This window comes from Mycobacteroides abscessus ATCC 19977 (assembly GCF_000069185.1).
Lineage (GTDB): Bacteria > Actinomycetota > Actinomycetes > Mycobacteriales > Mycobacteriaceae > Mycobacterium > Mycobacterium abscessus.
This window is the reverse complement of the sequence record NC_010397.1, coordinates 3,544,289-3,557,219: the sequence shown is the minus strand read 5'-3', so window position 1 is coordinate 3,557,219 and position 12,931 is coordinate 3,544,289. Positions and strand designations below refer to the sequence as shown.

The window sequence follows — 12,931 nt, the reverse complement described above, 5'->3', positions numbered from 1 at the left end:
CACCCGTGCAACCGGTGACTCGGACGCGATCGGCATATGGCAGGTAAGCTCCGCCAGCGGTTTCGCGGTATTGATCAGGCGCTGACAGCACAGCCAGACCACGCGTTGGTCGGTGTGCTGCGCATCCCCGAAAACGCGGCCAGCCCATGGCGGGCCATCGGCAAGCGCATCCTGATCGCGGTCGGGACACTCTTCGCCGCCGTGCTCGTGGTGTACGCGGATCGCAGTGGCTATCGCGATGTCGCATCGACGCCGGAGGAGAGCGATCCGCTCAGCTTCCTGGACTGTTTCTACTACGCCACCGTGTCGCTCTCGACCACCGGCTATGGCGATATCACCCCATATACCGAGGGTGCGCGGCTGGTGAACATCCTTGTGATCACGCCGCTGCGCCTGCTGTTCCTGATTGTCCTGGTCGGTACCACGGTGGAAGCGCTCACCGAACGTTCACGTCAAGCACTGAAGATCCAGCGATGGAGGGCCCGCGTGCGCAACCACACCGTTGTCGTCGGATACGGCACCAAGGGGAAGACCGCCGTGCAGGCGATGCTCTCCGACGGCGCCGCCCCGTCCGAAATCGTGGTCGTTGACGAAGACCAGATGGCCCTGGACGCTGCGGCCGCCGCCGACTTGGTGACCGTGCGTGGCAGCGCCACCAAATCTGATGTGCTGCGCCTGGCTGGGGTGCAGAACGCCAAGTCGATCATCGTGGCCGCGAACCGGGATGACACCTCGGTGCTCGTCACACTTACCGCCCGCGAACTGGCTCCCAACGCCAAGATCGTTGCCGCGATCCGCGAGGCGGAGAATGTGCATCTGCTGCGCCAGTCCGGTGCCGACTCGGTCGTGGTGTCCTCCGAAACCGCGGGTCGGCTTCTCGGCATCGCCACTACGACACCGCGGGTCGTCGAGATGATCGAGGACTTGCTGACTCCGGAGGCGGGATTCGCGATCGCGGAACGCGAGGTGGAGCGCAGCGAGGTCGGCGGCTCACCGCGCCATCTGTCCGACATCGTGCTGGGGGTGGTGCGCGACGGCATCCTGCACCGGGTCGACGCCCCCGAGGTAGATTCCATCGAGGCAACCGACCGCCTGCTCTACGTCCGCAACGCCGGAGCCTGATATGACCTTCCGCCTTCGCAACATTCCCTTGCTGTCGCGCGTCGGGCTGGACCGTGCCGATGAACTGCGTTCAAACCCTGAGGAATTGGCCAAGGGCTGGGCCGAGGCGGGCCTGATCACCCTGGATGTGCGTGGCCGGGTGAACATCGTCGACGGGCAGGTGGTGATCGAAGACGCCGCCCGCATCGGCGATCAGCCGCCCGAGCACGCCGTGTTCCTCGGACGGATCCCGGGCGGCCGTCACGTATGGGCGGTGCGCGCCGACCTCGACGAGGACAGCGCGCCGCTGCTGGACCTGCGCCGCTCCGGTCAGTTGTTCGACGACACCAGCGCAGCGCTGCTGGCCACCGCCATGGCCATGCTGGCCTGGCATGACAACGCCGGTTATAGCCCCGTCGACGGATCGCCGACCATTCCGGCCAAGGGTGGTTGGGTTCGGGTCAACTCGGCCACGGGGCAAGAAGAATTTCCCCGCACTGATCCGGCCATCATCTGTCTGGTGCATGACGGCGGCGATCGCGCGGTGCTCGGCCGTCAGAAGTTCTGGCCGGAGCGGATGTTCTCGCTGCTTGCCGGATTCGTCGAGGCGGGCGAATCACTGGAAGCATGCGTGGCCCGCGAGGTGGCTGAGGAAGTCGGCCTCACTGTCACCGATGTGCAGTATCTGGGTAGCCAGCCGTGGCCTTTCCCGCGGTCGATCATGCTGGGCTTCCATGCGATCGGCGATCCCTCGCAGCCCTTCGCGTTCAATGACGGCGAAATTGCCGAGGCAGACTGGTTCACCCGTGCGGAGGTGCGCTCCGCCCTGGAAGCGGGGGATTGGACCACTGCGTCCGACTCACGGCTGATGTTGCCGGGGTCGATCTCCATCGCCCGGGAGATCGTGGAGTCCTGGGCGTATGCCGGCGAGGAGCCGCCTGCGGGAAGACCGTAGCCAACGATTAGAGGCCGAGCTTGGCCTTCACCTGGGCCAGCGACGGATTGGTCAGCGCGCTGCCATCCGGGAACTTGACGGTCGGCACCGTCTGGTTGCCTCCGTTGACTCCACTGACGTATTCGGCTGCGGCCGGGTCTTGTTCGATGTCGACCTTGGTGTAGTCGATGCCGGCCGCCTTCAGTTGCGTTTCAAGCCGACGGCAGTATCCGCACCAGGTGGTGGAGTACATGATGAGGCCGGTATCGCTCGCTGTAGTCACATTGGCATTCAACGTCATACCCCGAGGGGGTGTTCCGCCGGGGGTGTGAGATCTGTCAACAGCGGGGTGGGGGCGGTGTGTTGTCGGCCGTTGCTGAGAGGATGGCTGGGTGGCGCGCTCTCTTCTCGATGGTCTCGATGACGAGCAGCGTGCCGCCGTCACCGCTCCGCGCGGCCCCGTCTGCGTGCTCGCTGGGGCCGGAACAGGCAAGACGCGCACAATTACCCATCGCATCGCCTATTTGGTCGCATCCGGCCATGTCGCCGCGGGCCAGATTCTGGCTGTCACCTTCACCCAGCGGGCGGCGGGGGAGATGCGGGGTCGGCTGCGTGACCTGGGTGTCGGATCCGCGCAGGCCGTCACATTTCACGCGGCCGGTCTACGGCAGCTCCGGTATTTCTGGCCGCAGTTGGTCGGCGATACCCGCTGGGAGCTGATCGACAGCAAGTTCACCCTCGTCGCGCAGGCCGCGAACCGCGCCAAGGTGAGCACCACCACCGACACCGTGCGTGACCTCGCCGGTGAAATCGAGTGGGCCAAGGCGTCTTTGATCAGCCCGGAGACATATCCGGCCGCCGCCGCCAAGTTCGGCAGGGACGCGCCGGTGCCGGCCGAACAGGTGGCCAAGGTCTACGCGGGCTACGAAAAACTCAAGGCCCGGCCCGATGGGTCCACCCTTCTCGACTTCGACGACCTGCTGCTTCATACCGCGGCCGCCATCGAGAACTCGGCAGCCGTCGCCGAGGAGTTCCGGGACCGTTATCGCTGTTTCGTCGTCGACGAGTACCAGGACGTGACCCCGCTGCAGCAGCGGGTGCTCGACGCGTGGCTGGGGCCGCGCGATGACGTGACGGTAGTGGGCGACGCCAACCAGACCATCTACTCGTTCACCGGTGCCACTCCGCAGTACCTGCTTGGCTTCTCGCGCAGATTTCCCGATGCGACGGTGGTCCGTCTGGAACGCGACTATCGTTCGACGCCGCAAGTGGTTTCGCTGGCCAATCGGTTGATCTCGGCCGCGCAGGGCCGGGTGGCCGGCAGCAAGCTGCAACTGATCGGTCAGCGGCCACAGGGGCCTGCCCCCAGGTTTTCCGAGCATGACGACGAGGCGGCAGAGGCCAAGTCTGTTGCGAAATCCATTGCGGCACTGATTGAATCCGGAACCCCCGCCTCCGAGGTCGCGGTGTTGTACCGCATCAACGCACAGTCTGAGGTGTACGAGGAGGCGCTGACCGAGGCCGGCATCCCGTTTCAAGTGCGTGGCGGCGAAGGGTTCTTCACGCGGCAGGAGGTGCGGCAGGCGTTGGTGGCGCTGCAACGCGCAGCCGGCCGTGAGGATGCGGGAATGCCTGTGCCAGAACAGGTGCGGGAGATTCTGGAACCGTTGGGATTGTCGCAGGAAGAGCCGCACGGAACCCAGGCGCGCGAACGGTGGGAATCGCTGCGGGCACTTGTCGAACTTGCCGACGAGGAGTGTGCTCGTCAGCCGGAGCTGGATCTGCCCGGGCTCGTGCGCGAGCTGCGGGTACGCGCCGAGGCGCGCCATCCACCGACCGTGCAGGGCGTGACGCTGGCGTCGCTGCACGCGGCCAAGGGCCTGGAATGGGACGCGGTGTTCCTGGTGGGGCTCGCCGACGGCACCCTACCCATCTCGCATGCACTGTCGCGCGCCGGTGATATCGAGCCGGTGGAGGAAGAGCGCCGCCTGCTGTACGTGGGAATCACTCGCGCCCGTGTGCATTTGAACTTGAGCTGGGCGCTGTCGCGCGCCGCCGGCGGGCGTAAGTCGCGTAAGCATTCACGATTCCTCAACGGAATCGCCCCGACCGCGCAACTTCCCGCTTCTGCCACGCCCAGGCGCCGCGGCGGTGGCGCGCGCTGCCGTGTCTGCAATGCGGCGCTGAGCACGCCCGCCGCAGTGCTGCTGCGGCGCTGCGAGAGCTGCCCGTCCGATATCGACGAGGAACTGCTTGTCGCACTGAAGGATTGGCGGCTCAAGACGGCCAAGGAAATGAAGGTTCCGGCGTTCGTGGTCTTCACCGACAACACGTTGATCGCCATCGCCGAACTGCTTCCCGGCGACGATGCCGCTCTGGTCGCCATTCCCGGGATCGGTGCGCGCAAGCTGGAGCAGTACGGCCCCGACGTATTGCGTCTGGTGCGTGCCAGATCCTCGTGATCGCTTGTTGAACACGTGTCTAGCGCGGATCGCGATCTCGTCCTAGGCTCGGCCCATGGCCGATGATGACCTCCGCGATTTCGAAGCAGGCACCTTCACTCACGAGGGTGAAACCAAGATCGTATTGCGAAAGGGCAGCGGACCGGCGGTGATCGTCATCGCCGAGATGCCCGGAATCAGCCCCAGGGTCGCCGACTTCGCGCGCAAGGTGGCTGATATCGGTTGCACCGCCGTCATGCCGCACCTCTTCGGGAATCCCGGCCAAAGCGTCGACCCGAAGGCCGATGGTTGGCTGCGTACCAGCACCTACATGGCGTCTTCGATGTTCCGGGGATGCGTGAGCCGCGAATTTACGGTGCTGGCGACGGGGAAGACCTCGTCGGTGATCAACTGGCTGCGGGCGCTGGCGCAGAACGAACATGAGCGCAACGGCGGCCCGGGGGTCGGTGCCATCGGCATGTGTTTCACCGGTGGATACGCGCTGGCCATGGCGGCAGACGACAGGCTGCTCGCACCGGTGCTGTCGCAGCCCTCGCTACCGTTCGGCCTCAGTAAGAAGGCCCGGTACAACATCGATATCTCTCCGGAGGACCTGAGCAAGGTCAAGCACCGCTGCCAGCATGAGGGGCTCAAGGTGATCGGCATGCGCTTCACCACCGACAAACTGGTGCCCGCCGAGCGTTTTCAGTTCCTGCGCGACGAACTGGGGGACGCGTTCATTGCAATCGAGCTGCCCGGTGAGTCCGCTCGTCCTGGTTCGCCGATGCCGCCGCACTCGGTGGTGACCGAACATCTCATCGATGAGCCCGGGCAGCCCACACGGGCGGCCCTCGACCAGGTGTTGGATCTTTTCCGCTCGCGGCTGCTCACTTCCGTGTAGAGCCCAGTATGTCTAGATCGACGTTGTGCAGGGAAAGTGTGAGTGCGCATCTGCACAACGTTGATTTCGGTGCCAGGGTGGGCCACCGCTGATCTTCGGCCATGTCTCACCGAGAAAAGATGCCAGTTCGACGAAACTGGTTTTGAAGTATCGCCGCAGGTCAAAAATAACTTGTCAACCGATAGGTGACCTTTTACTCTGGGCTTCAGGAATTCGCGAGGATTCCAAACCAAGACCTGTTCACGTGCGAGTAGACGGAAGGAGGAGCGAAATGAACACACCCACCAATTACGGAGACACCTTGTGGCGTGATGCCCATGGTGCCTTTGTCGTGTTGCCGATCGCTCCGCCGTCGCTCCAGACGCGTGCCGCCGCCAAGCCGGCGGTAGCTGCCGTGTTGATGGCCGGCTCGGCTTCCGCGATTAAGCACCGCGCCGCCGTCGCAGCCGCGAATGTCGCGTCCGTGAATAGGGGATACATCTAGGTATCCCCACAACCGCCTCCCAGGCCACGGACCCGACACCACCGGGATCCGTGGCCACATTTGTTTGAGCCCCAAACCTCAAGCGTGGTTCCGGATCTCGATCGATAAGACACCGATACGAGACCAGCAGTTTTACGAGGAACCGAAGAGGAAGCAGGTGAACGGACACATGATGACCGTTGAAGTGGAGGCCCGAAGACTCGCGCTGCCGTGCCACGTCGCGGACGCGGACCTGTGGTTCGCGGAAAGCCCCGCCGACCTGGAGCGGGCGAAGGCGCTGTGCGCGGACTGCCCGATCCGGTCGCAGTGCCTGGCCGCTGCGCTGGACCGCGCAGAGCCGTGGGGAGTGTGGGGCGGTGAGATTCTTGAGCAGGGGACCATTGTGGCGCGCAAGCGGCCGCGTGGACGCCCGCGCAAGAACCCACTGCCCGACGCCGACACCGCCGCGGCATGACGCCGCCGGCCAAGAAGGTTGTAGGGCCTGATAACCATTGCTCCCCATCGTCATTCGGCGATGGGGAGCAATGCGTTTAGGCCGATGTGGAGTTAGGCGGGAAGAATCCCGGCATCCATTGTTCGGCGATCGCCGCGTAGTTCACATGCGCATCGAGTTGCACCAGAACCCCGATCATGCCGCCGAGAGTGCGCAGCAGCATGACGTAACCCGGCGGCACCGTCATCTGACGCGCCAATTTGAATCGGTCCGCGAATCCCTCGTCCAACAGGTCGGTCGACGCGACTGCGGCCTGCTGGAACCACTCGCGGGTGAAATGGAACTCACCCGCGCGCAGCGGATCGACATAGGGCCAAAGCGGTCTGATGTAATCCATCACCTGATCCCCGGACAGCTGAACGTCCGGCGGCATGAAGCCGAGCTGCTTGATCAGACGGATCACCTGGTCCCACTGCTCATCGCGCGCCCAGCACAGCACCTCGCCGAACTCCGGCGGAATGCCGCCAGGGTGCTCCGAGACCGCACCGAAATCGATGATGCCGAAACGTCCGTCGGGCAACAGCATGAAGTTTCCGGGGTGCGGATCGGCATGCACCAGCCCCACGCTTTCCGGTGACTTCACTGTGAATTCGAGCATCAAGGCGCCCGCGGAGTCACGCTCCTCGCGGGTGCCCTCGGCGATGATCTTTGAGATCCGGCGTCCTTCCATCCACTCGGCGATGATCACCTTGGGAGCGCTGGCGACAACCGCCGGTACAAAGAACTTCGGATCGCTGGCGAAGACCTTTGCGAACGCGCGCTGATTGGACGCCTCCAGGCGATAGTCCAGCTCGGCTTCGATGCGGTCGCTGATCTCGGCCACCAGCCTGTCGATATCTGCCTTGGGCGCAATCTGTTTGGCCAACGGTGTCATCCGCTGAATGAGTTTGAGATCCGCGCGTAAGGCATCGTCGGCGCCCGGGTACTGGATCTTGACGGCCACCTCGCGGCCGTCCTTCCATACTCCCTTGTGCACCTGGCCGATGCTGGCCGAAGCGACGGGAGTGTCGTCGAAGGATTGGAAGCGTTCGCGCCATTTGGTGCCGAGCTGTGCGTCGAGCACGCGATGCACCTTGGGTGTCGGCAGCGGCGGTGCCTCGCTCTGCAGTTTCACCAACGCCTCGCGGAACGGGTCGGCGAATTGGGGCGGTATCGCGGCCTCCATCACCGACAATGCCTGCCCCACTTTCATGGCGCCGCCCTTGAGTTCGCCGAGCACCTTGAACAGCTCGTCGGCCGCCTTCTCCAAGAGTTCGGCGTTGACCTCGTCGGCCGACGTCCCGGTCAGCCGTTTGCCAACACCAAGGACGGCCCGTCCTGCCATGCCGGCGGGCAGGCTTGCCAGTTTGGTCATTCGGCTGAGTCCGCCGCGGCGAATATCTGCCATGTCACCTCGTACCCTCTCGGTCCGGCATCGTTGCCGTGACGTCCTCTCGGAAGAGTAGCCGTGCCGATGCTGTGGCGTGAATACGCTCCCGGTCAGGACCTCTTGTGTGGCGGGGCAGACTCGCCGCGGTAGGTCGATCCGGTAGGGGTGTTGCCGGACGGGGCAAGAGGCGGGCAGCGGATAGCGCCGCATGTAACTAACTGTTTATTGACAATACTGGCCCCAGTAGGCAAGCTCGGTGTCGTCAAGGGGCACTTCTGATACCTCTGAAGGGAAATGCATGTCGAAGAAGATCCTGATCACCGGTGCAAGTTCTGGGTTTGGCCGAGGGGCTGCCATCGAACTCGCACGCCGTGGGCACCAGGTGGTTGCCACCGCGGAGACCTGGCCACAGGTACGCACCCTGCGCGCTGATGCCGCTGAGGCGGGTGTCGACCTGGAGGTCATCAAGCTCAACCTGCTCGATGAGATCGACATCGCGCACGCCGCCGGCTACGACCCTGACGTACTGGTGCTCAACGCAGGGGTGATGGAAAGCGGTTCGATCATCGATATCCCACTGGCGCGTGTTCGGGAATCGTTCGATATCAACGTCTTTGGACACATTCAGCTGGCACAGGGCATTGTTCCGAAAATGGTCGCACGCAAATCAGGCAAAGTGGTGTGGACGTCTTCCATGGGCGGAATCCTGGTCATTCCGTTCGTCGGGGTGTACTGCGCCACCAAACACGCCATCGAAGCGATCGCGGGTTCGATGAAGGCCGAGCTGGAACCGCATGGCGTCAAGGTCGCCACCGTGAATCCCGGTTTGTTCGGTACCGGCTTCAACGACACGGGTGCCGAGAGCCACGTGCAGTGGTACGACCCCGAACGTGCCGTGGTGCCCATGCCTTCGTTCGGAGACACGCTCGCCGATCAGTTCGATCCGCAGGAAATGATCGATGCGATGGTCGAGATCATCCCCGCCGACGAGCACCTCTACCGCACCATGCGCCCGCTGGCCACGATCGACGTCGCTAAGGGCTGGCAGGAAACTGAGTGGACGCAAAATGCCTGATATCACCTTGGAGCACGCGAACCAGCTGGTGGCCCGCGGCCTCGCGGCCGCGGAGAAGGCCGGAATGAAAGCGGTTTTCGCGATCCTGGACAGCGGCGCCAATCTAGTCGCCTTCGCACGCATGGATGGAGCTTGGCTGGCCTCCAACGAACTGGCCATCGCCAAGGCGCGCACTTCGGTGATGTTCCAAGCTCCTACTGAGGGCCTGGCCGCACCACTGCAATTGGGCCAGCCCGCACTACATTTCGATCACATCCATGCCGGCGGACTACTCCTGGTCGGCGGCGGAGTTCCGCTGTTCGACCAAGCCGGCGCGTTGATCGGCGGGCTCGGAGCTTCCGGTGGATCGCCCGAACAGGACGCCGAACTCGCTCGCTTGGCGAGCGCCTAGCGGGTGCAGTTAAGACCGAATGCCCCCGGGAGCCACGGGCATTCGGTCTTCATCCTCGCGGAAGCCGGGAACCCAGTCGCCGATGATTCGCGCATAGGGGATTGTCGCGTCGAGTTGGGCCAGAATGCCGGACAGGCTGCCCAGCACCCGGAACATCATCAGGTAGACGGGAGGCAGGTCCAGATGCCGGCCCGTCTGGAACTGGGCGCCGCGCACATCGCTGGATTTGGCAGCCACCCGCTGCATCCATTTCCGGGTGAAGTGGAACTCATCGGATTTGAGCGGATCGATGAATGGCTTGAGGTACTCGTCGATCTCCTCGGGGGACACCTCGGTGTGCGGCGGGATGAATCCTTCCGCACGCATGAGAGGGATCAGTTCATCCCACATTCCGTCACGTTCCAGCCGCCAGATGGGCCCCAGGTTGGGCGGGAATCCACCCTCGTGGGTGGCGCAGGCGCCGAAGTCCATGACGCCGAGGCGTCCGTCGGGCAGCAGCATGAAGTTTCCAGGGTGGGTGTCTGCGTGTAGCAGTCCGCAGCGATAGGGGGAGCTGACGGTGAACTTAAGGAGCAGGCGTCCGCACTCATTGCGCTCGTCTTCGGTCCCACTGCCGATGATTTCGGAGAGCTTCCGGCCCTGCATCCATTCACTGATGACGACCTTGGGGGCCGAGGCCACAACCGGTGACACGTAGAACTCCGGGTCGCCTTTGAAGGCCTTGGCGAAGGCTCGTTGGTTGGTGGCTTCGATGCGGTAGTCGAGTTCTTCCTCGGTGCGCTCGATCAGCTCATCGATGATGCTTTTGACGTCTGCGCCGGGCACGATCTGCTTGAACAATGACGAGAGCCGCTGCATGGTCTTCAAGTCCGAGCGCACCGCCTCGTCGGCGCCCGGGTATTGCACCTTGACGGCGACCACGCGCCCATCGCTCCACACGGCGCGGTGCACTTGCCCGATGCTGGCCGAGGCGACCGGCTTGTCGTCGAAGGACTGGAAGCGTTCACGCCATTTGGTGCCGAGCTGCGCGTCGAGGACCCGATGGACCTTGTCCGCGGGCAGCGGTGGGGCGTCGCTTTGCAGCTTGGTCAGGGCCTCGCGGAAGGGTTCGGCGAAGGCCGGGGGAATGGCGGCTTCGAACACCGACAGCGCCTGGCCCAGTTTCATGGCCGCGCCCTTGAGCTCGCCGAGCACCTGGAACAGCTGTTCGGCCGCCTTCTCCATCATCTCGGCGTTGACCTCGTCCTTGGACTTACCGGTCAGCCGTTTCCCGACACCGAGCGCGGCACGACCGGCAATACCGGCCGGAAGCGATGCGAGTTTTGCGGCGCGCGCGGCGCGGCCACGACGAATCTCAGCCATGAGTTACATCATGCCGGGGCCCGGATGATTCTGACAACGCAGGTTTTCCTCTTGGGCTAGGTGGCGGCTGGGGCCTTGCTGTCCTCGTGGAAGCCGGGAACCCATTTGTCGATGATGGCCGCGTAGTCCACGGGGGCATCGAGCTGTGCGGCGATACCGATCAGGCCGCCGAGGACCCGGAAGAACATCAGATAGTTCGGCGGCAGATTCATCTGCCGGCTGGTCTTGAACGACTCCAGGAACTCTTCACTGCGGAAATCGGTGGCCTTGGCGGTGAGCCGTTGTAACCACTTGCGGCTGAAGTGGAAGGTGTCGTAGTTGAGCGGCTCGATGTACGGCTCGAGGTAGGAGTTGACCTCCTCATGGGATACCGAGGTGGCGCTGGGCGGGATGAAGCCCTCCGAACGGAGGACCTCGGTCAGCTCTTCCCATTTCTCGTCGCGGGCCAGACGCAGGATCGGCCCGAAGCCCGCGGGCAACCCACCCTCATGCGATGCGCAGGCGCCGAAGTCCATGACACCGAACCGGCCGTCCTCCAACAGCATGAAATTGCCGGGGTGGGTGTCGGCGTGCAGCAGTCCGCAGCGGTACGGGGAGCTGATGCTGAACTCCAGCAGCAGGTGGGCGCATCTGCTGCGCTCTTCCTCGGTACCGCTGGCGATGATCTCCGAGAGCTTCCGGCCCTGCAACCACTCGGTGATGATCACCTTCGGTGAGGACGCGATTACCGAGGGCACGTAGAACTCGGGATCGCCTTTGAAGGCCTTGGCGAAGGCTCGTTGGTTGGTGGCTTCGATGCGGTAGTCGAGTTCTTCCTCGGTGCGTTCGATGAGCTCGTCAACGATGCCCTTGATATCGGCACCGGGTGCCACCTGCTTGAACAATGACGAGAGGCGCTGAATGGTCTTGAGGTCCGAACGGACGGCCTCGTCGGCGCCCGGGTATTGCACCTTGACGGCGACAACGCGTCCGTCTTTCCAGACGGCCTTGTGTACCTGGCCGATGCTGGCCGAGGCGACGGGCTTGTCGTCGAAGGATTGGAAGCGTTCACGCCACTTCGTGCCCAACTGGGCATCCAGGACGCGGTGGACCTTGTCCGCGGGCAGCGGTGGGGCGTCGCTTTGCAGCTTGGTCAGGGCCTCGCGGTAGGGCTCGCCGAATTCGGGTGGGATGGCTGCTTCCATCACCGAGAGCATTTGGCCAATCTTCATGGCCGCGCCCTTGAGTTCGCCGAGTACCTGGAAGAGCTGTTCGGCGGCTTTCTCCACGAGTTCGGCGTTGACTTCGTCCTTGGACTTCCCGGCCAGGCGTTTCCCGACACCGAGTGCGGCGCGACCGGCAATACCGGCCGGAAGCGATGCGAGTTTTGCGGCGCGCGCGGCGCGGCCACGACGAATCTCTGCCATGCGCACATCATGCCCGCTCGTGATGAAGTTAACAAAAAGTGGTGCTTCGTCAATTTCCGGCAAAGTAAGCGCCACAGGGGCATAGGGGATGGGCGGTCCAATGCCGGGCGGTCAGCGCGTGGGTGGCCAGATCGAGTTCGAGCGTCGCGTTGAGCGTCGCGAGTGGGCCGGGCGGCTGTCCGCGCATCGCCGACAACACCCGGTCGATCTGTGCCAGAGCCACCGCCACGGTGCCCAGTACAGTGGCCGGCGCGGCGACGCCGACGGTTCCGGTGAGCTGAGCCGCGACCGCGGGCCACTGTTCGTCACGGTCGTGCCGGTGACGGTCGGCGCATTCCAGGCAACTGGTGATGCCGGGCAGCACCATGGGCCCGATGAGGCCGGTGCCGTCGCGGGCGCGGACGGACAGATGCGGCACCTCGGCGTCGGCCAGCATGCGCAGCAAGCGGGTATCGGCGATCAGGTCATCGGCCAATACCGCCAAATCCACGTGCTGCCAGGACTTTCCGTGGACCGAATGTGTCGTGTGCTGGATGCGTGCCGAGGTATGTCGCAGTGCTTCGGCGAGGGCGTCGGACAGCGGGCCGCGGCCGACGAGCCTGATCACCGGTGAGGCTGGGTTGGTGGGCCTGATGCGGCGGATGACGGCGCCTGCGGCAACCAATTCCTCAAGAAGTGAACGGATGTCATCGGGATCACGAAAGTCCTTGGCACACCGCAGGTTGACGATCTGTTCCCAGCTGAGCTCATCGCTCAAGGAGCTGAGCAGCTGTCGCACCGCGTGAGTGGGCGCGGCCGAGCCGGTGTGCACCACCACCGCGTGACGGGGCGTCCAACCGATCTGGATGCCGTCGTCGGGGCGGGGCAGCACGGGACGAGCCGGGTCGAGGGTGAACGTCGGCTCGCTGGACATGACCCACTGTGGCATGCCCCGCGTGCCTGACGGGCGGCCGAATGCCGTTTATCCACAGCCC

Annotated in this window: 13 protein-coding genes; 8 read left to right on the top strand and 5 right to left on the bottom strand. The window is 64.2% G+C overall.

Annotated features, from left to right (window positions below):
* The first annotated feature begins 36 nt into the window (after nt 1–36).
* A complete protein-coding gene (locus MAB_RS17835) occupies nt 37–1,122 on the top strand; it encodes a potassium channel family protein (protein ID WP_005081006.1) in 1,086 nt (361 codons plus the stop codon).
* Nucleotide 1,123: 1 nt separating this feature from the next.
* On the top strand, nt 1,124–2,056 hold the full coding sequence (gene nudC, locus MAB_RS17830) for an NAD(+) diphosphatase (RefSeq protein WP_005056376.1): 933 nt from the start codon (nt 1,124–1,126) through the stop codon (nt 2,054–2,056).
* A gap of 7 nt (nt 2,057–2,063) precedes the next feature.
* Here nudC and MAB_RS17825 read toward each other — a convergent pair whose 3' ends face one another.
* Entirely contained in the window at nt 2,064–2,336 is a 273-nt protein-coding gene (locus tag MAB_RS17825; RefSeq protein WP_005077315.1) for a mycoredoxin, read from the bottom strand.
* A 91-nt stretch (nt 2,337–2,427) separates the two neighbouring features.
* Between MAB_RS17825 and MAB_RS17820 the strand changes: the two genes are divergently transcribed.
* The 4 genes from MAB_RS17820 (at nt 2,428) to MAB_RS17805 (ending at nt 6,315) form a co-directional block, all read left to right on the top strand.
* Nucleotides 2,428–4,497, top strand: a complete 2,070-nt coding sequence (locus MAB_RS17820; RefSeq protein ID WP_005111856.1) for an ATP-dependent DNA helicase UvrD2 — start codon at nt 2,428–2,430, stop codon at nt 4,495–4,497.
* Nucleotides 4,498–4,552: 55 nt separating this feature from the next.
* Nucleotides 4,553–5,377: a dienelactone hydrolase family protein gene (locus MAB_RS17815; RefSeq protein ID WP_005111854.1), complete on the top strand. Its 825-nt coding sequence runs from the start codon at nt 4,553–4,555 to the stop codon at nt 5,375–5,377.
* Between the two features lie 271 nt (nt 5,378–5,648).
* Nucleotides 5,649–5,861: a hypothetical protein gene (locus MAB_RS17810; RefSeq protein WP_005081010.1), complete on the top strand. Its 213-nt coding sequence runs from the start codon at nt 5,649–5,651 to the stop codon at nt 5,859–5,861.
* Nucleotides 5,862–6,030: 169 nt separating this feature from the next.
* On the top strand, nt 6,031–6,315 hold the full coding sequence (locus tag MAB_RS17805) for a WhiB family transcriptional regulator (RefSeq protein WP_005098383.1): 285 nt from the start codon (nt 6,031–6,033) through the stop codon (nt 6,313–6,315).
* Nucleotides 6,316–6,391: 76 nt separating this feature from the next.
* Here MAB_RS17805 and MAB_RS17800 read toward each other — a convergent pair whose 3' ends face one another.
* On the bottom strand, nt 6,392–7,741 hold the full coding sequence (locus MAB_RS17800) for an ABC1 kinase family protein (RefSeq protein WP_005081012.1): 1,350 nt from the start codon (nt 7,739–7,741) through the stop codon (nt 6,392–6,394).
* Nucleotides 7,742–8,021: 280 nt separating this feature from the next.
* Between MAB_RS17800 and MAB_RS17795 the strand changes: the two genes are divergently transcribed.
* Together MAB_RS17795 and MAB_RS17790 are read left to right on the top strand one after the other, a co-directional pair.
* The gene (locus MAB_RS17795; protein WP_005081014.1) at nt 8,022–8,798 is read left to right on the top strand and encodes an SDR family oxidoreductase; all 777 of its coding nucleotides are present in this window, start codon (nt 8,022–8,024) and stop codon (nt 8,796–8,798) included.
* Complete coding sequence (locus MAB_RS17790) at nt 8,791–9,189, top strand: GlcG/HbpS family heme-binding protein (protein WP_005081016.1); 399 nt, start codon at nt 8,791–8,793, stop codon at nt 9,187–9,189. The genes MAB_RS17795 and MAB_RS17790 overlap by 8 nt, the downstream gene beginning before the upstream one ends.
* 9 nt (nt 9,190–9,198) lie before the next feature.
* Here MAB_RS17790 and MAB_RS17785 read toward each other — a convergent pair whose 3' ends face one another.
* Genes MAB_RS17785 through MAB_RS17775 form a run of 3 tightly spaced genes read right to left on the bottom strand, consistent with a single transcriptional unit; the run spans nt 9,199 to nt 12,885 of the window.
* Complete coding sequence (locus tag MAB_RS17785; RefSeq protein WP_005111850.1) at nt 9,199–10,551, bottom strand: ABC1 kinase family protein; 1,353 nt, start codon at nt 10,549–10,551, stop codon at nt 9,199–9,201.
* A gap of 56 nt (nt 10,552–10,607) precedes the next feature.
* Nucleotides 10,608–11,957 (bottom strand): ABC1 kinase family protein, encoded by a 1,350-nt coding sequence (locus tag MAB_RS17780; RefSeq protein ID WP_005111848.1) that lies wholly within the window; start codon nt 11,955–11,957, stop codon nt 10,608–10,610.
* A gap of 49 nt (nt 11,958–12,006) precedes the next feature.
* The gene (locus tag MAB_RS17775; RefSeq protein ID WP_005094249.1) at nt 12,007–12,885 is read right to left on the bottom strand and encodes a hypothetical protein; all 879 of its coding nucleotides are present in this window, start codon (nt 12,883–12,885) and stop codon (nt 12,007–12,009) included.
* Between the last annotated feature and the right edge of the window lie 46 nt (nt 12,886–12,931).

What these genes read in the sequence shown, in the direction of transcription:
- MAB_RS17835 (WP_005081006.1), top strand. Translation starts at nt 37, where the DNA reads ATGGCAGGTAAGCTCCGCCAGCGGTTTCGCGGTATTGATCAGGCGCTG.
- nudC (WP_005056376.1), top strand. Translation starts at nt 1,124, where the DNA reads ATGACCTTCCGCCTTCGCAACATTCCCTTGCTGTCGCGCGTCGGGCTG.
- MAB_RS17825 (WP_005077315.1), bottom strand. Translation starts at nt 2,336, where the DNA reads ATGACGTTGAATGCCAATGTGACTACAGCGAGCGATACCGGCCTCATC.
- MAB_RS17815 (WP_005111854.1), top strand. Translation starts at nt 4,553, where the DNA reads ATGGCCGATGATGACCTCCGCGATTTCGAAGCAGGCACCTTCACTCAC.
- MAB_RS17810 (WP_005081010.1), top strand. Translation starts at nt 5,649, where the DNA reads ATGAACACACCCACCAATTACGGAGACACCTTGTGGCGTGATGCCCAT.
- MAB_RS17805 (WP_005098383.1), top strand. Translation starts at nt 6,031, where the DNA reads ATGATGACCGTTGAAGTGGAGGCCCGAAGACTCGCGCTGCCGTGCCAC.
- MAB_RS17800 (WP_005081012.1), bottom strand. Translation starts at nt 7,741, where the DNA reads ATGGCAGATATTCGCCGCGGCGGACTCAGCCGAATGACCAAACTGGCA.
- MAB_RS17795 (WP_005081014.1), top strand. Translation starts at nt 8,022, where the DNA reads ATGTCGAAGAAGATCCTGATCACCGGTGCAAGTTCTGGGTTTGGCCGA.
- MAB_RS17790 (WP_005081016.1), top strand. Translation starts at nt 8,791, where the DNA reads ATGCCTGATATCACCTTGGAGCACGCGAACCAGCTGGTGGCCCGCGGC.
- MAB_RS17785 (WP_005111850.1), bottom strand. Translation starts at nt 10,551, where the DNA reads ATGGCTGAGATTCGTCGTGGCCGCGCCGCGCGCGCCGCAAAACTCGCA.
- MAB_RS17780 (WP_005111848.1), bottom strand. Translation starts at nt 11,957, where the DNA reads ATGGCAGAGATTCGTCGTGGCCGCGCCGCGCGCGCCGCAAAACTCGCA.
- MAB_RS17775 (WP_005094249.1), bottom strand. Translation starts at nt 12,885, where the DNA reads ATGCCACAGTGGGTCATGTCCAGCGAGCCGACGTTCACCCTCGACCCG.